The 17,754-nt window shown below is 64.1% G+C and carries 14 protein-coding genes; 5 read left to right on the plus strand and 9 right to left on the minus strand.

Features of this window, described 5'->3' with window-relative positions; all coding sequences use genetic code 11:
- Positions 1-169: 169 nt before the first annotated feature.
- From gltX to IV500_RS07250, 6 genes are all read right to left on the minus strand, one after another.
- Complete coding sequence (gene gltX / locus IV500_RS07225; RefSeq protein ID WP_196396119.1) at positions 170-1,669, minus strand: glutamate--tRNA ligase; 1,500 nt, start codon at positions 1,667-1,669, stop codon at positions 170-172.
- A gap of 39 nt (positions 1,670-1,708) precedes the next feature.
- The gene (locus IV500_RS07230; protein ID WP_196396120.1) at positions 1,709-2,485 is read right to left on the minus strand and encodes a fumarylacetoacetate hydrolase family protein; all 777 of its coding nucleotides are present in this window, start codon (positions 2,483-2,485) and stop codon (positions 1,709-1,711) included.
- A 38-nt stretch (positions 2,486-2,523) separates the two neighbouring features.
- The gene (locus tag IV500_RS07235) at positions 2,524-2,928 is read right to left on the minus strand and encodes a PIN domain-containing protein (protein ID WP_196396121.1); all 405 of its coding nucleotides are present in this window, start codon (positions 2,926-2,928) and stop codon (positions 2,524-2,526) included.
- Positions 2,909-3,259 carry a FitA-like ribbon-helix-helix domain-containing protein gene (locus tag IV500_RS07240; RefSeq protein ID WP_196396122.1) on the minus strand — a complete coding sequence of 117 codons (351 nt, stop codon included), beginning with the start codon at positions 3,257-3,259 and terminating at the stop codon, positions 2,909-2,911. Before IV500_RS07240 ends, IV500_RS07235 begins: the two co-directional genes overlap by 20 nt.
- 323 nt (positions 3,260-3,582) lie before the next feature.
- Positions 3,583-4,695, minus strand: coding sequence for a branched-chain amino acid aminotransferase (locus IV500_RS07245; RefSeq protein WP_196396123.1), 1,113 nt, complete (start codon positions 4,693-4,695; stop codon positions 3,583-3,585).
- A 126-nt stretch (positions 4,696-4,821) separates the two neighbouring features.
- Positions 4,822-5,874 carry a 3-isopropylmalate dehydrogenase gene (locus IV500_RS07250; protein WP_196396124.1) on the minus strand — a complete coding sequence of 351 codons (1,053 nt, stop codon included), beginning with the start codon at positions 5,872-5,874 and terminating at the stop codon, positions 4,822-4,824.
- 163 nt (positions 5,875-6,037) lie between these two features.
- Between IV500_RS07250 and IV500_RS07255 the strand changes: the two genes are divergently transcribed.
- From IV500_RS07255 to IV500_RS07270, 4 genes are all read left to right on the plus strand, one after another.
- Positions 6,038-7,282: a sensor histidine kinase gene (locus IV500_RS07255; RefSeq protein ID WP_376770188.1), complete on the plus strand. Its 1,245-nt coding sequence runs from the start codon at positions 6,038-6,040 to the stop codon at positions 7,280-7,282.
- Positions 7,283-7,284: 2 nt separating this feature from the next.
- Entirely contained in the window at positions 7,285-8,010 is a 726-nt protein-coding gene (locus IV500_RS07260; protein ID WP_376770189.1) for a response regulator, read from the plus strand.
- Positions 8,011-8,111: 101 nt separating this feature from the next.
- On the plus strand, positions 8,112-8,867 hold the full coding sequence (locus IV500_RS07265; RefSeq protein WP_196396125.1) for an ABC transporter ATP-binding protein: 756 nt from the start codon (positions 8,112-8,114) through the stop codon (positions 8,865-8,867).
- A 5-nt stretch (positions 8,868-8,872) separates the two neighbouring features.
- Entirely contained in the window at positions 8,873-11,629 is a 2,757-nt protein-coding gene (locus IV500_RS07270; RefSeq protein ID WP_196396126.1) for an FtsX-like permease family protein, read from the plus strand.
- A gap of 94 nt (positions 11,630-11,723) precedes the next feature.
- Here IV500_RS07270 and metG read toward each other — a convergent pair whose 3' ends face one another.
- A complete protein-coding gene (gene metG, locus IV500_RS07275; protein WP_196396127.1) occupies positions 11,724-13,301 on the minus strand; it encodes a methionine--tRNA ligase in 1,578 nt (525 codons plus the stop codon).
- A 281-nt stretch (positions 13,302-13,582) separates the two neighbouring features.
- Here metG and IV500_RS07280 point away from each other — a divergent pair, with 281 nt between their 5' ends.
- Complete coding sequence (locus tag IV500_RS07280) at positions 13,583-14,746, plus strand: PQQ-dependent sugar dehydrogenase (RefSeq protein ID WP_196396128.1); 1,164 nt, start codon at positions 13,583-13,585, stop codon at positions 14,744-14,746.
- A 153-nt stretch (positions 14,747-14,899) separates the two neighbouring features.
- On the opposite strand, the gene serA is transcribed toward IV500_RS07280, so the two are convergent.
- Together serA and ilvC are read right to left on the minus strand one after the other, a co-directional pair.
- The gene (gene serA, locus IV500_RS07285) at positions 14,900-16,495 is read right to left on the minus strand and encodes a phosphoglycerate dehydrogenase (protein ID WP_196396129.1); all 1,596 of its coding nucleotides are present in this window, start codon (positions 16,493-16,495) and stop codon (positions 14,900-14,902) included.
- A gap of 176 nt (positions 16,496-16,671) precedes the next feature.
- The gene (ilvC, locus tag IV500_RS07290) at positions 16,672-17,697 is read right to left on the minus strand and encodes a ketol-acid reductoisomerase (RefSeq protein WP_196396130.1); all 1,026 of its coding nucleotides are present in this window, start codon (positions 17,695-17,697) and stop codon (positions 16,672-16,674) included.
- Between the last annotated feature and the right edge of the window lie 57 nt (positions 17,698-17,754).

Below are 17,754 nucleotides of genomic sequence, written 5' to 3' on the forward strand. Positions count from 1 at the left end.
TGGCACTTTTTGCCTGCTCCGTCTGTTCTCACAACCGGTCAAGCGGCTCAAGCGCCGGAAATAAACTGTACCCGATTCTGCCGGAGAGAACAAAACGAGGGCCCCGCACCGACCTACGGCATCAAGGCTTTGCGGGCCGCCGCAGGTCGGTATGGGTCCCCCGATAAAGCTAGCCGCGGAACGCCTGCAGCCTTGCCATTGAAGATTCCTTGCCCAGGATCACCATGGATTCGAAGAGCGGTGGTGAAATCCGCCGCCCCGAGACGGCTGTGCGCACCGGGCCGAAGGCCAGCCGGGGCTTGAGCCCCAGCTCCTCGACCAGCGCCTGCCGCAGCGCCGCCTGAATGTTCTCCGCAGTCCAGTCCTGCACCGGCTCCAGAGCAGCCGTCGCTGCGGTCAGGACCTCAGCGAGGTTCTCCGGCAGGCCCTTGCGTGCATCATCAGCGACATCAACGCCGTCGTCCGCCTTGAGCAGGAAGCCGAGCATCTCCGGAGCCTCGCCCAGCAGCGTGATCCGTTCCTGCACCAGCGGCGCAGCTTCGGTGAGGATCTGCTCCTCACGGTCTGTCAGCTTCTCCCCAAGGAGACCGGCCGTCTGCAGGTACGGCACCAGGCGGTTCCGGAAATCCTCGGCGCCGAGCAGGCGCACGTGCGTACCGTTGATGGCCTCGGCCTTCTTGACGTCGAAGCGAGCCGGGTTGCCCAACACATCGTGGATGTCAAAGTGCTCAATCAGCTGCTGGACGCTGAAGATGTCCTCGTCGGCGGAGAGCGACCAGCCCAGCAAGGAGAGGTAATTCAGCAGGCCCTCGGGGATGAAGCCGCGTTCCCGGTGCAGGAAGAGATTGCTCTCCGGATCCCGCTTGGAGAGCTTCTTGTTCCCGGCCCCCATCACATAGGGCAGGTGGCCAAAGAGCGGCATGTACTCGGCAATGCCGACGGCGATCAGCGCACGGTAGAGCGCGAGCTGGCGCGGCGTTGAACTGAGCAGGTCCTCCCCCCGGAGCACGTGGGTGACGCCCATCAAAGCGTCATCCACCGGGTTCACGAGGGTGTACAGCGGAGCTCCGTTGGGCCGGACCAGCACGTAGTCCGGGATGGATCCGGCCTTAAAAGTGATCTCGCCGCGGACCAGGTCCGTGAAGGTCAGATCCTCGTCCGGCATCCGCAGCCGCAGCGCCGGCAGCCGGCCCTCGGCCTTGAAGGCTGCGATCTGCTCAACAGTCAGGTCGCGGTCGTAATTGTCATACCCGAGTTTGGGGTCACGTCCCGCTGCCCGATGGCGTGCCTCAACCTCATCCGGAGACGAATAGGAGTCGTAGACGAAGCCGCCGGCCATTAGCTTCTCGATTGCCGCCTGGTAGATGTCGCTGCGCTGCGACTGCCGGTAGGGAGAGTGCGGACCCCCCACCTCGACGCCCTCATCCCAGTCAAGGCCTAGCCATTTGAGGGCTTCCAGGAGCTGGTGATAGCTCTCCTCGCTGTCCCGTGCGGCGTCGGTGTCCTCGATCCGGAAAATCAGCTTCCCGCCGGTGTGCCGTGCATAGGCCCAGTTGAACAGGGCAGTCCTGATCAGACCCACATGCGGGGTGCCGGTGGGAGATGGACAAAACCGCACACGGACGGGGGTTTCGGCGGTGACAAGGGGGAAATTGGCGGCAGTAGTCATAGTGTTTTCAACTTTACCGCGTACCGCCAGCTGACTTGATCAGCGGCGGACAATCGGGTTGGACAGCCGACCAATTCCCTCAATTTCGATGTCGTACCTGTCCCCATCCTTGACCAGACCGACGCCGGACGGTGTGCCGGTCATAATCACGTCTCCGGGCAGCAGCGTGAAGGCGCGGGATACGGTAGCAACCAGGTCCCGCACGCCCCAGACCATGTGGGCAGTGGTACCGTCCTGGCGCAGCTCGCCGTTCAGCCAGCCCTTGATGGACAAATCCTCGGTATCGAGCTCCGTCTGGATCCACGGTCCCAGCGGTGCCGACGTATCAAAGCCCTTGGCCCGGGCCCACTGCTGGTCTTCCTTCTGCACGTCCCTCGCGGTGAGGTCGTTGCCGCAGGTGTAGCCGAAGATCACCTCGTCCACACGTTCCGTCGGGACGTCCTTGCAGATCCGTCCGATAACGACACACAATTCGGCCTCATAGGAGACCTCGTCCGAAAACTCGGGCAGCACAATCGGGTCATTTGGACCGACTACCGAGGTGTTCGGCTTCAGGAACATCAGCGGCTGCTTCGGCACTTCATTACCCAGTTCGTGGGCGTGCTCCACAAAGTTGCGGCCGATGCCGATGATCTTGCTGCGCGGAATAATCGGCGCCAGCAACCGCACATCGATCAGCTGGTGCCGGACCGAAGTCCGTTCAACGCCATTGAAGAACGGGTCCCCCTTGATGACAGTGACTTCCTCGCTACCGGGCTCCCCCTCAACAACGCCGTATAGAGGATCAGAATCTACGACAAACCGAGCAATACGCATGGCTCATACTCTAATCCTTATGACTTCCGGATTTTCATTCACGGCGTCACAGTGGGTACACCAAGGCCGGCATATTCTTCCGGCCGCGCAGTCACCAGCTCTGCACCGAAGCGCAGAGCCATCGCAGCGGTCAGCAGGTACGCCAACGGATAGTTGCTGCCGTCAGACCTGGAAAGCTGGGCCAGCCGTGCCAGATGTTCGGCGCAATCCAGATCAAAGGGCACCACTCTCCTGTCCATCACCGTGGCCAGGAATTTCGCAACAGCATTGCCCGAAGACATCCGCTCCAGCGCCGTCATAGACCCGATCGCGGCAAGAATCTCCGCCACGGCGAGCGCAGTGGTATGCGGACGCTCCGGGTGCAGCTTGAACCATTCGGCTTGGCGCTCGTAGCTGCTGCCGGAAATCAGCTCCAGCAGAACATCAGCGTCCAGGAGCATCATTGTTCGTCCGTCCGATCCGATCGAAAGCCCGTCCGTTGCGATCGACATCCGGAAGGCTGCCGTGCAGAGTCGAGGTCCAGCGGGGAAGTTCGGCCTGACGAAGGGCGAATGCCAGTCCCCAGACTTCAAACAGCTCGTCGTACCATTTCGGGGCCTTGAGCAGCGCAATCGGAATACGTGCAGGATCGTCCGCCTGCGCCCCCGGAGAATCCAAATGGCGCAGGATCATGATCTTGAGTTCGGCCTGCATCGACCTGCCGTTCCGCGCTGCGAGAATACGAAGTTGCCCAAGAACCTCCGGCTCCAGGTATCTGACCGTAAACGTTGGCATAGTTCCTCCCACATTTTGCCTGCACTACAACCACTGCATGCACTGATTGCACTGCAGGCAAGGTCTCGGAGCAACCCGTGTTCGCCTGGTTGTGCATTGAACGTGGACGCGAACCGCTGTGGAGGAAAACCTGACAGCCATGAAGGAGCAAGGTGGTCGTGAAGGAGCGCCTGAGGTGCTTGGAGCGCCGGTGGCGCCAGTGGCGCCGTCCGGGAGGAGAACCGACAACGGCGGCTGCGGCACCGGCAAAGGTGCGGCACCCGCCGTCGTACGGAATAGGGGGACGTGTCCGAGAAGCCTTACTGCAGGTGTCGCCGGAGGCGTCAGGCCAGGCGGGTCAACCAGCCGTGCGTATCCTCGAGGACACCGGTCTGGATGCCGAGCAGCTGTTCCCGGATGCCCATGGCTACGTCACCGGCCTTTGCATCGGCGGAACCGATGCTTTCCGTCTCGTCCTTGAGCAGGCCGATGGGAGTGATGACGGCTGCCGTACCACAGGCAAAAACTTCGGTGATCTCGCCCGATGCGATTCCGTCGCGCCATTCGGTCAGCGTGATCTTCCGTTCCTGGACGTCCAGCCCACGGTCTTTGGCCAACGCAATGACCGACATCCGGGTAACGCCTTCCAGGATTGTCCCGGTTAACGCCGGGGTCACCAGACGCCCGTCCTTGAATACGAAGAAGACGTTCATGCCGCCGAGTTCCTCAACGGCATCGTCATTGAACGGGTCCAGGAACAGGACCTGCTTGCAGCCGTGGGCCTCGGCCTCCATCTGTGCTGCCAGCGAAGCCGCGTAGTTACCCCCGCACTTGGCGGCACCAGTTCCGCCACGGCCGGCACGGGCGTAGTTGTGGGAGATCCAGATGGAAACCGGCTTGAGCTCGCCGCCGAAGTAGTTGCCGGCGGGCGAGGCAATTACGCGGAAGGACACTTCACGGGCGGGACGCACGCCCAGGAATGCCTCGGTGGCGATCATGAAGGGCCGCAGGTACAGGCTCTCGCCATCACGGCTGGGGATCCATTCCCGGTCCGCTGCGACGATGCCACGGATGGCATCAAGGAAAACCTGCTCCGGCAATTGCGGCAAGGCGAGCCGTTCAGCGGAGCGGTTCAGCCGGGCGGCGTTGGCCTCGGGGCGGAACGTCCAGACTGAGCCGTCGGCATGTTTGTATGCCTTCAGGCCCTCAAAGATCTCCTGACCGTAGTGAAGTACGGCGGCGGCCGGGTCCAGGGAGATCGGTCCGTAGGGCTCAATCCGGGCGTTGCTCCACGTCCCGTTCCCTTCCGTGTCGGTGCGGTAATCGACAATGGCTGTGTGGTCCGTGAAGTAGTCTCCGAACCCCGGGTTGGCCAGGATGGCGGCGCGCTCTTGGGCAGTCTTTCGGTGTTCCGAAAGGTTCTGCGTAAACTCCAGTTCACTTACTGTCTGGGTCATGGTTCCTCCACGTAGTTGTGCACTCCAATGTGCACCCGGTTTGCACTAATCAGCCTACTCCCGCGAGCGCCCGGATTTGGCTTCCACCGGGCCTTGGGGCTGCATTAAGCGGCAGCCAAGGCTGCCTTACACGGCAGCGCAGATCGCGTCACCAATGGCCGCAGTGCTGCGGGCGGCGTCGGGGCTGCGCTGGGATATGTCCGCGATGACAGCGTGCTCCACCCGCCGGGCAGCGGCATCGTATCCGAGGTGCTCCAGTAAAAGTGCCGCGGAGAGGATGGCTGCAGTCGGATCGGCCTTTTGCTGGCCGGCAATGTCCGGCGCGGAGCCGTGAACCGGCTCGAACATGGAAGGTGCTGTGCGGTCCATGTTGATATTGCCGGACGCCGCGAGGCCAATGCCCCCGGTGACGGCAGCGGCCAGGTCGGTGATGATGTCTCCAAAGAGGTTATCCGTGACAATCACGTCGAAGCGGGCCGGGTCAGTGACCAGGAAGATCATCGCCGCATCCACATGGAGGTAGTCGACGGCGACGTCGGGGAATTCGGCAGCGACAGCCTCCACGGTCCGCTTCCACAGGTGTCCGGCATATACCAGAACATTATGTTTGTGGACATAGGTGAGCTTTTTCCGCGGCCGGGCACTGGCCCGGCGGAACCCGTCGCGTACCACGCGCTCCACGCCGTAGGCAGTATTCACGGAGACCTCGGTGGCGACTTCCTGTGCCGTTCCTACCCGCAGTGCGCCGCCGTTGCCCACGTACGGGCCCTCGGTACCTTCACGGACCACCACAAAGTCGATGGGGCCGGGGTTTGCCAACGGCGATGCAACGCCCTGGTACAGCCTGGACGGACGCAAATTGACGTAGTGATCCAGGCTGAAACGGAGCTTGAGCAGCATTTCGCGTTCAATCAGCCCGGAGGGAATCCTGGTGTCCCCCGGAGCGGCGCCGACCGCGCCAAAAAGTATGGCGTCGTGGCCGCGCAATGCCTGCAGCGTCGCATCGGGCAATGTCTCCCCGCTCTCCAGCCAGTGTTCCGCGCCGAGCTTGTACTCGGTCAACTGGAGTTCAATGTCCTCGGCGGAGACGGCCTTTTCCAGGACCTTGACGGCTTCGGCGACAACTTCGGGACCTATCCCGTCGCCGGGAATGACAGCAATGTTCATCGGTGTGCTCATGAGTGCCAGCGTAGTCAGCGGACTCATATGATGGGCAAACCATCTCACATTCCGGACTCGCCGCAGAATACCCTTTCCGTCTCCGGTACCTGACTGCCTACCAGCCGAATGTCCACCCTTGGCCTGATGTTCCGCCCGGCGTCATCATCTAGAGTCGTCACTGATGGTTATGCACCGTATTTACACCTGGTTCCGCGGCCATCGGTTTGCCGTGGACGTCACCCTCACGGCGGTGCTGTGGTTGCTGTTGGGCGCCACCATGCTGTTCGGTTCCGATGCGGCGGCATCCCTCATCATCGCCACGGGGCTGATTGTCCCGCTGGTTTGGCGCCGCAGCCGGCCGGTAGCCGCGACGGCGGTGATTGCCGCCGTCGCCCTTGTTCAGTGGGCCCTGTCGCTGCCTCAGGTACCGGCGGATATTGCGGTCGTCCTTGTTCTCTACGCCGTGGCGGCCTATGGTCCGCGGTGGGCCAGCATCGGCGCTCTGATTCTGGCGCTGGTCGGTGCCGTCATGTTCATCACCCGCTATTACGTTGATCCGGCCGCCAGGACCGTTTCCACAATTTCCAGCACGGCGTTCCTGCTGGTGGTGGTGTGGCTGCTGGTTCTCTTCAGCTGGACCTTGGGGGATCTAACCCGGACCCGCAGGCTTCGTGAGGAGGCGCTGGAAGGCCGCGCCCGGCGCCTGGAGGTGGAGCAGCAGCAGGAACGGGCCCTGGCCGCGTCCGATGAGCGGTCGCACATTGCGCGCGAAATGCACGACATCGTGGCGCATTCGCTCTCGGTGATCATCACGCAGGCCGACGGCGGCAGGTACGCCGCCGCTGCGGATCCGGCCGTTGCGGCGCAGACCTTGGAAACCATTGCCGAGACGGGACGGACATCGCTGCAGGAAATGCGCCGGCTGCTGGGTGTGCTGCGCGGGGATGAGGGTGCCTCCACCCGTCCGCTTCCGACTCTGAGCGACCTCGATGAACTCCTGCTCGGGTTCCGTGCAGCGGGCCTGGTGCTTGCTTTTGAGCAGAGCGGCAACGCCAGACGCGCCCTGCCGGCCGGCGCGGAACTGACCGCGTACCGCATTGTCCAGGAGGGCCTGACCAATGTCCTCAAACACGCCGGCCCGCTGTCCAGCGCCACCGCCAGCCTGCAGTGGCTTGGCCGGGGGCTGCAGATTGACGTGCTCGACGACGGACGGGGAGCTGCGTCCGACGCGTCCGTTTCGGGCTCCGGTTCCGGCAGCGGCCAGGGCCTCGGGTACGGCAGCGGCCAGGGCAGTGAATCCGGCATCGGCAACGGCATCCGCGGCATGCGCGAGCGCGTCAGGCTTTACGATGGAACACTGTCCGCAAAGCCTGAGCCCGGCGGCGGATTCCGGATCAGCGCATTCATCCCCTATACGGAGGCATAACCGTGACTTCACTACTGCCGGACGGCGGCTCTTCACCTATCCGGGTGGCCCTGGTGGATGACCAGCAGCTGGTCCGCTCCGGGTTCACCATGCTGATTAACAGCCAGCCGGATCTTCAGGTAGTGATCCAGGCCGGCAACGGAATTGAAGCGCTTTCCGCGCTGTCCGGCACTGCCGCCGATGTTGTCCTGATGGACGTCCGGATGCCGGCGATGGACGGGATCGAGACCACCCGGAAACTGATGGAACGCTCCCGCAATGCCGCTGCGGGATCGCCGCTTTCGGAGCTGAAAATCGTCGTCCTGACCACCTTTGACCTGGACGAGTACGCACTGGCCGCGATCCAGGCCGGAGCGAGCGGTTTCCTGCTCAAGGACACCCGGCCGGAGGAGCTGCTCGCGGCCATTCGCACCGTCTACCGCGGGGACGCCGTTATTGCCCCGTCCACCACCAAGCGGCTGCTAGACCACGTGGCGCCTTTGCTGAGCGCGCCCGGTCCCACCACGGACCGGCACCATGCCGACGTCGAAAATCTCACCGCCCGTGAACGTGAGGTTTTCGGACTCATTGCCGAGGGCCTGTCCAACCCGGAAATCGCCCTCAATCTGTTCGTCTCCGAGGCCACCGTCAAAACGCATGTGGGGCATGTGCTGAGCAAACTCGGTGCCAGGGACAGGGTGCAACTGGTTTTGATCGCGTATGAGACAGGCATCGTCTCCGTCGGCTGAACGCAGCTCCTACCGCGGTAGGACATTCGGCCCACATAGGCCGCGCCAAATCCGTCCTGGGGCCGATCCGCCGGACGCAGCCGCGCAAATACGGTGGAATCATGACCACCGCCACGCACCATCCCAGTACGCACACCTCCGCCGTCGCGGCCCTGAACCTGAGCAAAACCTACGGCCGCGGCGACACCAAAGTCACCGCGCTGAAGGGCATCGACGTCGCATTCGAGGCCGGCAAATTCACCGCCATTATGGGGCCATCGGGTTCCGGAAAATCCACCCTGATGCACTGCCTGGCCGGCTTGGACAGCGTCAATGGCGGCACCATCCGCATCGGCGGAACGGACATCACGGTGCTGCGCGACAAGGAGCTGACCAAGCTGCGCCGGGAGCGGATCGGCTTTGTCTTCCAGGCATTCAACCTGGTCCCCACACTCACGGCCGAACAGAACATCACCCTGCCGGTTTCCCTGGCCGGCGGCAAACCGGACCGTGAAAGATTCGCCTACGTCACGAACGCGCTCGGCCTGACTGACCGGCTCAAGCACCGGCCGCATGAGCTTTCCGGCGGACAGCAGCAGCGCGTCGCCGTCGCCCGGGCGCTGCTGACCAGTCCAGACGTGATCTTCGCCGACGAACCAACCGGAAACCTGGATTCGCACGCCGGCGCCGAGGTACTGGGCATGCTGCGGCGCAGCTCCCGCGAAATGGGCCAGAGCATCATTATGGTGACGCACGATCCGGTTGCCGCCGCATACGCGGACCGGGTGGTCCTGATGAGCGACGGCGAACTGGTCGGCGAGCTGCTCGACCCCACAGTCCAGACGGTCCTCGCCGCGCTGTCGAAGCTGGGGGCATAGCTGCGATGCTCCTCGTTGCCCTCGCCCAGCTGAAAATCCACTCACGCCGCTTCGCTGCCATAGCGCTCGCCGTCATACTCGCCGTCGCCTTCCTGTCCGCAACACTGATGGTCGGTTCCTCGAGCCAGGCCAGTCTGAAGGCCAGCATCGGCCAGGCCTTCGCGAAAGCAGATCTGGTGATCACAGCTCCAGCCGGCAGCGCGCTGGACAAGCGGGCCGTTGATGCCGTCGCGAAACTCGATATTGTCAAGGCCAGTTACGCCGGGACGGTGGATCCGGTGACGATCACAACCGGCAAGACCACCGTGGCGGGTGTCCTGCAGAACACCAGCGCCGATCCCGCGCTGGAATCCGCAGTCCTCAGTTCCGGGACGCTGCCGAGGGCCACGGGTGAGGTCGCCGTGGATTCGGCCACCGCCGCTCGGCAGGGGCTTAAACCCGGCAGTACCGTCACGCTGAGCGGAATCGGCTCCGCAGCGGATGCCGGATCCGTAGGGGACGCCGGATCCGCGGGGAACACCGTCTCCGCTGGGAGCACCGGCGGCGTGACTGGCGGATCCGCTGTCCTGATGGCGACCGTCGTCGGGATCACCGAACCCAGCCATGACCCGCTAATGTCCGGTCAGACCCAATTGGTCGCCGACGCGTCAACTCTGGCGGCCCTCGCACCCGCCGTGCCGCCGTCGTCCGACCAGCAGACGACCGAACAGCAGGCGTCCGACCAGCAGCCGGCACAGTCGATTCAGAATATCCAGCTCAAACTCACCGGCCCGGCCAATGGGCACGCGATCGATACCGTCCAGCAGGCACTGGCCGCTGCGGGCGTCCCGGGTGCCAGAGTCTTAACGTCGGATGGGCAGACCACTGCCGCGGTGGCTGATTTCACCGGCGGCAGCGATCAGCTGACCATCATTTTGCTGGCGTTTACCGGCATCGCACTTGTGGTCTCCGCGCTGGTCGTGGCCAATACCTTCTCGGTGCTGATTGCCCAGCGGACCCGGGAGCTGGCTTTGCTGCGGTGCATCGGCGCCGGACGCAGCCAGATCCGGCGTTCCGTGCTGCTGGAGGCGCTCGTTGTGGGCATCGTGTCCTCGGCGCTTGGTGTAGTGGCTGCGGTGGGTCTGATGGCCGCGCTGATCGGCGTGCTGCGCGGCAACCCGGACTACGCATTCGCCACGCTGGCGGTCACCCCGGCCGCCATCATCGCAGGCCTGCTGGTCGGGACCGCGCTGACCGTTGCCGCAGCGCTGCTGCCGGCCCGCGCGGCCACCGCCGTTGCTCCGCTGGCGGCCCTGCGCCCGCAGGATGTTACCTCCGTCCGGAATCGGCGCGGGGTGGTCCGGATGGCTGTTGGGGTGCTGTTGGTCCTTGCCGGGGCCGCGGCGCTGGTTTACGGCTCCGCAAATTCCGAGCTGCTGATAGCCCTGCCCGGTGGCGCCGCATCCTTCATTGGCATCATGCTGTGCGCCGGCCTCTTCATCCCGGCCGTGGTCGCCGGCTTTGGCAAGGCGGCATCCCCGCTCGGCGTTCCGGGCAGGCTCGCGGCCGTCAACGCCGTGCGCAATCCGGGAAGGACGACGGCGACCGCGTCGGCGCTGCTGATCGGCGTCACGCTGGTGTCCATGATGATGACGGGAGCGGCCACCGCCAGAACGGCATTCGATGGTTCGCTCAATTTCAGATACCCGGTGGACATTTCGGTCTCCGGCCCGGCGCTTGGCGCCGGCGGCCCATCGGCCATCAGCGCGGCCCAGGTGGCCGCCGCCAGCAAACTTCCCGGCGTACAGGCCGCCGCGCTCCTGCCCGTGGTCGGCACTGTCAGTCTCGGGGCCGGTGCGGGAACCGGAGCGGGGTCCGGCGCCGTTGCCGGCAACGGCGCTGGCGCGGGGTCTAGCGCCGGCGATGGCAACCAGCCGGTCTACGGGATCTCCGACGCTGATGCCGCGGCCGTGCTGCGGACAGCTGACAACCGTGTTGGGCCCGGCGAGGTCCTGCTGCCCAAGGGGACCAAACTCTCCGTTGCCGCGGTAACGTCCGGGCCAGAGGGGAAGAATGTGCAACAGCTTCCGGTGCGGACGGCAACGTCAAGGGACGTCCCGGCGTTGGTCAGCACCTCGACGGTGCCGGTGCCGGATTCGGGCATCGTCTCCGGAGCCGGTTCGGGTTCAGGGACGGGCGCCGTGGGCGGGACGGATGCCAGCGCGAGCGGATCCGCCCTGGTCTGGCTGAAGGTGGACAGTAACCTCAGCCAGCAGCAGCTGCTGGACCTGCGCACCAGCCTGGCACAGACCTTGGGCGTGCAGGACTTCCAAGTTGAAGGCGGGGCACTGGAAAAGGCGACTTTCAACCAGGTGATCGACCTGATGCTGCTGATCGTCACGGGGCTGCTCGGCGTCGCCGTGGTGATTGCCCTGATCGGGGTTGCCAACACGCTTTCGCTCTCCGTGCTGGAACGCACCCGGGAAAATTCCCTGCTGCGGGCTCTGGGCCTGACCCGGGGACAGCTTCGCGGCATGTTGGCCGTGGAAGCGGTGCTGATCGCCGGGGTCGCGGCCCTGCTTGGCTCCGTGTTGGGAGTGCTCTATGGATGGCTGGGCGCGCAGTCGGCGCTCGGATCCTTCGCCGCGGTCACCGCCACGATTCCCTGGGGCCAGGTGCTGCTGGTGATTGCCGCCGCCGCGGCCGCCGGGCTGGCAGCATCCGTCCTGCCGGCCCGCAGAGCAGCCCGGCTCTCCCCCGTCGAAGGCCTCGCCATGGAATAGCCATGGAGTAAGCCCGCTGTGCCGGCACAGCGGGTCCTCGGCCACCCGAGCCGGTGGCCGCGCGACCCGCCCCGCGACCCGCCGGTGCGGCGGGTCAGGCGTCAGCGGGATCTTCGTACTTCGGGAATATCGGCGTCGGGGCTGGTAGCGGCGTGCCGGCGACCAGCGGCGTTCCGATCGCGGCAAACGGGTGCCCGCCGCCGTCGTCGTGCGCCGTTGCCTGCCCCAACGCCGCCAGCAGCTTCGCCGCGGAGTCCGGCATCACGGGCTGGACCAGAATCGACACGATGCGCAGCACCTCCAGCGTCACATAAAGCACCGTGTTCATGCGCTCAATGTCCGTTTTGCGCAGGACCCACGGCTGCTGCTCGGCGAAGTAGGCGTTGGTGTCTCCCAGCACGGTCCAGATTTCCTCCAGCGCGCGGTGGAAGTCCTGCACTTCGTAGGCCTCGCGGCACAGGTCCAGCAGCACGCCGGCCTGCGCCAGAATGTCCTGGTCCGCTGCTGTGAAAGCCTGTGGCACGGGGACCTGCGCCGCGCAGTTCTTGGCGACCATGGACAGCGACCGCTGCGCCAGGTTGCCCAGATTATTGGCCAGATCCGAGTTCATCCGGCCGACCACCGAATCGTGGCTGTAGGAACCGTCGGCGCCGAACGGGACCTCACGGAGCAGGAAGAAACGCACCTGGTCCAGGCCGTACTGCGCCACCCAATCCGCCGGGGCCACCACATTACCGAGCGACTTGGACATTTTGACGCCATTGTTGTGCAGGAACCCGTGGATCATGACGCGCTTGGGCAGCTCCAGCTGGGCGGACATCAGGAACGCGGGCCAGTAGACGGCGTGGAAGCGGGAGATGTCCTTGCCGATCACGTGCACGTCCGCGGGCCAGTACTTCAGATAGCTCTCCGATTCCGTGTCCGGGAAGCCGACGCCGGTGAGGTAATTGGTGAGCGCATCCACCCAGACGTACATCACGTGATCCGGATTTCCCGGCACCGGGACGCCCCAGTCAAAGGACGTGCGGCTGATGGACAGATCTTCCAAGCCGCCCCTGACGAAGCTGACGACCTCATTGAAACGGTTGTGCGGGGCGCCGAAATGCGGATGGTCAGCGTAGTGCTTCAGCAGCCGGTCCTGATAGGAGGCCAGTTTGAAGAAGTAGCTCTCCTCCTCCGTCCAGGTCACTTCCGTGCCGGTTTCCGTCGCATAACGGAGGCCGTCCTCGTGAACCTCCGTCTCGTCCTCCACAAAGTAACGCTCATCGCGGACCGAGTACCAGCCGGCGTACTGCGAGAGGTAGATGTCGCCATTGGCTTCCATCCGCTGCCAAATCGCGGTGGCGGCCGCGTAATGATCCGCGTCCGTGGTGCGGATGAAGCGGTTATGCGAAATCCCCAGATCCCGGCTCATCTGCTGGAAGGCGGAGGAGTTCTCATCAGCCAGCTGCTTGGCGGTGAGTCCAAGCTTGTGCGCGGTCTGCTGCATTTTCAGCCCGTGCTCATCCGTACCGGTCATGAAGAAAACGTCGTAGCCGTCCAACCGCTTGAAGCGCGCCATCGCGTCCGTGGCGATTACCTCGTAGGCGTGGCCGATGTGCGGCACGCCATTGGGGTAGGAAATGGCGGTGGTGATGTAAAAGGGGGTCTTGGCCTGCGCAGGTGAACTCACACTATGAAGTTACCCGCCGGTGGTTCGGCTTGTCGAAACCGGGCCCGGGCACGGAGCGGCGGCGGGCGGGGAGCGGCGGATAAACCTGCGCAGACTTTGGCCGGGCCGCTGCGCATGTTCATCCCTGCGCAGCCATAGCTCCTTGCGCTGCGCAGCTTTGACGCGGATTCCCCTTCCCCCTCCCCTTCCCCTCCCCTTCCCCTCCCTTCCCTGTAACGATGGCTCCTTTGGCCCGTATATGAGACCGTTATAGCAATTCCGGCGGCGACGGGGTGGAGCAAATGACGATGGGATCCTGGCGGGGCGGCGGGCGGACTCGAATAGGGCGTGCGGCGTGCGTCCTCGCCGCGTGCGCCGGGCTGCTTTCGGCCTGCGTCGCGTCTCCCCCGGCTCCGGATCCGACGACGGCGCAGCTGAGAGTGAGCGACGAACTCGGCAAGGGTCTGCAGCTCCCCTGGTCCATCGCGATACTGCCGGACGGGACCGCACTGGTCTCCGAACGGGCCACCGCTATGGTGCAGCGGATCAGCGCATCACCCGGGGCGGAAAAATCAGCGGTGGGGAAAGTGGACAATGTGGTGCCCGGCGGAGAGGGCGGCCTGTTGGGGCTGGCCGTGTCCGGCAGTTTCGCCACCGACCACTTCCTGTACGCCTACTACACCTCCGCGACGGACAATCGGGTGGTTCGGATGACATATCAGAACGGCCAGCTGGGCCCGCAGGAGGTGCTGCTCACAGGCATTGCCAAGGCGAGCAACCACGACGGCGGCCGGATCAAGTTTGGCCCGGATGGTTTCCTTTACGTGGGAACCGGCGATGCCCTGCAGCAGGACCGCGCGCAGGACCGGGGCTCGCTCAATGGCAAGGTGCTGCGGATCACCGCGGAGGGCAAGCCCGCGCCGGGGAACCCGTTCGGCAACAGCCCGGTCTACAGCTACGGGCACCGGAATGTGCAGGGCATTGCCTGGGATTCGGCGGGCCGGCTATGGATCAGCGAGTTCGGCCCCGATGTCAATGACGAGCTGAACCTGATCCAGCCCGGGGGGAATTACGGGTGGCCGCTGGTCACCGGGGCACCGGGACGTGCGGGCTTTATTGACGCCAAAGTGGTGTGGCCGTCGACGGCCGATGCTTCCCCGAGTGGTCTGGCAATTGTCGGCGACGTTGCCTATCTCAGTGCGCTGCGCGGCCAACGGATCTGGCAGGTGCCGTTGAATGGAACGGATCCGGGGACGCCGGAGGAGTTTTTCCGCGGTGAATACGGCCGGCTCCGCGATGTCGTGGCCGTCGCTCTGGCCGGCTCCGCTGGACCCGGCCCCACGGGACCTGGCACCGCTGCATCCGGCACCGCCGCTTCTGCAGAGCCCGCTTCCCCTCCGCTGCTGTGGGTCTTGACCAACCGGGGAAGGGACGACGAAATCCTCGTGCTCAGCGGCCCCGACTAATATCAGCGGTTAGCGGAGCAGACGGTAGACGTCCATGCGGTCCGCGGCGTCTACGACTCTCACGCGCTCACCGAAGTTGCGTGGAGTATGAATTGGACGGATGCCGGGGAAATTTCCCCGGCATCCGTCCAATTCACTGGCAATCGCGGCAGGTCAGTCCTCGAGGTCCACTTCGCGCGCCATCGTGGCGCCAATTGCGGCCTTGATGGCATCCAACACGTCCTGCGGGACGGAACTGTCCACGGTGAGCAGAGACAGCGCCTGGCCGCCCTCCGTATTGCGGGCAACCTGCATGCCCGCAATGTTGATGCCGTTCTCCCCCAGCAGCCCGCCCAGGCTGCCGATGACGCCGGGCCGGTCCGCGTAGGAAATGACAACGAGATGGTCACTGACGGGAATCTCGATGTCATAGCCGTTTACGCCCACTAGCTTCTCCACCTGCTTGGGCCCGGTCAGGGTTCCGGAAACGGAGACCTGCGAGCCGTCGGATAGGGCTCCGCGGATCGTCAGCACGTTGCGGTAGTCCCGGGATTCCGTGGTCTTGATCAGGCGGGTATTAATGCCCCGCTGTTCGGCGAGAATGGGAGCGTTGACGTAGGACACCTGCTCTGAAACCACATCCTTGAAGACACCCTTCAATGCCGCCAGTTCCAGCGCCTTCACATCATGGACGGCAATCTCTCCGGCCACTTCGATATCGATCTGTGTCACCGAATCGTGCGTGAGCGCAGTAAAAATGCGTCCGAGCTTTTCCATCAGCGGAATCCCGGGGCGCACCTGCGTGGCAATGACTCCGCCTGCAACATTGACCGCGTCCGGGACCAATTCGCCGGCCAGGGCAAGGCGCACGGACTTCGCCACCGAAACTCCGGCCTTTTCCTGCGCCTCGTCGGTCGAAGCACCCAGATGCGGGGTCACGACCACATTGTCCAGGGCCAGGAACGGCAGATCCGTCGCCGGTTCCTTGACGAACACGTCAATCCCGGCCCCGGCGATTTCGCCGGTGGTCAGCGCGGTATACAGGGCGGCCTCGTCCACCAGGCCGCCACGGGCCACGTTGATGACATAGGCAGTCTTCTTCATCCGGGCAAACGCGTCCGCACCAATCATGCCTACCGTTTCGGGGGTCTTTGGCATGTGGATGGTGATGAAGTCGCTCTGCGCCAGCAGCTCGTCCAGGCTGACGAGCTGAACCCCCAGCTGAGCGGCACGTGCGGACGTGACATAGGGATCGTAGGCCAGGACCTCCATGTCGAAACCCTGCGCCCGGGCAGTAATCAGGGCACCTATCCTCCCCAGGCCAATGATGCCCAGCTTCTTCTCGTAGAGTTCGGTGCCGGTATATTTGGAGCGCTTCCACTCGCCATTCTTCAGCGCCACACTGGCCGCCGGGATGTGCCGGGCAAGACTGAGAATGTGCCCGACGGTCAGCTCCGCGGCTGAAACAATGTTCGACGTCGGCGCATTGACGACCATAACGCCGGCCTGGGTCGCGGCCTTGATATCCACGTTGTCCAGACCCACTCCCGCCCGGGCGATGACCTTCAGGCTCCGAGCCGCTCCGATCGCCTCGGCGTCCATTTGCGTGGCGGAACGGACCAAAACGGCGTCCACATCCGCGATGGCGGCAAGGAGCTGGGATCGATCGGCTCCGTCGCAGTGACGGATTTCAAAATCCGGTCCCAGGGCGTCGATAGTGGCAGGCGAAAGTTCCTCTGCAAGGAGTACAACTGGCTTGGTGGCTGTCACCGGTAACCTCTTTAGCTCTCGTGGTATTCGGGTGGAATTGGCGGCAGGACGGTGCTGCAGACAAAGAAGCCGGACTCCATCAAGTGAAGGAGTCCGGCTTCCTTGCCGAATGTTAGGGGCCGACGACGACGGCCCCTCGCGGGTGCCGATGTCTGCCCCGCCGGTGGGCGTGAGGACTAGCGGGCGACTGAACCTTCCTTGTAGTCGTCCTCGTTCTTGATCCAGGAGAACAGCTTGCGCAGTTCGCGGCCCGTGGACTCGATCGGGTGATCTTCGCCCTTCTTGCGCAGCGCCTTGAACTCCGGTGCGCCGGCATCCTGGTCATCGATGAAGCGCTTGGCGAAGGTACCGTCCTGGATATCTTTAAGGACAGCCTTCATGTTCTCCTTCACGTGCTCGTCAATGACCCGGGGACCGGAGACGTAGTCGCCGTACTCCGCTGTGTCGGAAACGCTCCAGCGCTGCTTGGCAATGCCGCCCTCAACCATCAGGTCAACGATCAGCTTGAGCTCGTGCAGGACCTCGAAGTACGCAATCTGCGGCTGGTAACCGGCTTCTGTCAGCGTCTCGAAACCATACTGAATCAGCTGTGAGGCACCTCCGCACAGCACGGCCTGCTCGCCAAAGAGGTCCGTTTCGGTTTCCTCGGTGAAGGTGGTTTCAATGACGCCGGCGCGGGTTCCGCCGATCGCCTTCGCATAGGAAAGCGCCAATTCCTTGGCCTTGCCGGAAGCGTTCTGTTCGACGGCGATCAGGTCCGGCACGCCGCGGCCGGCCTCGAATTCACGGCGGACCACGTGTCCGGGTCCCTTTGGCGCGACCAAGGCTACGTCAACATCGGCCGGCGGTTTGATGTAGCCGTAACGAATGTTGAAGCCGTGCGCAAAGAACAGGGCATCGCCGGCCTGCAGGTTCGGGGCAATGTCCTCCGCGTAGACGCTGCGCTGGACCTGGTCCGGGGTCAGGATCATAATCAGGTCAGCTTCGGCAACCGCATCGGCAACGCTGAGGACACGCAGGCCCTCCGCCTCGGCCTTGGCCCGGGATTTTGAACCGTCCTTGAGACCGATGCGGACGTCGACGCCGGAATCGCGCAGGCTCAGTGCGTGTGCGTGGCCCTGGCTGCCATAGCCGATAACGGCAACGGTGCGGCCCTGGATGATGGACAGGTCTGCATCGTCGTCGTAAAACATGTCGGTCACTTGTTACTCCCTCAGTAGTTTATTCGGTGCAAATCTAAGAACCTGCAAATACGTCAA

It is taken from the genome of Arthrobacter terrae (assembly GCF_015708085.1).
Lineage (GTDB): Bacteria > Actinomycetota > Actinomycetes > Actinomycetales > Micrococcaceae > Arthrobacter_M > Arthrobacter_M terrae.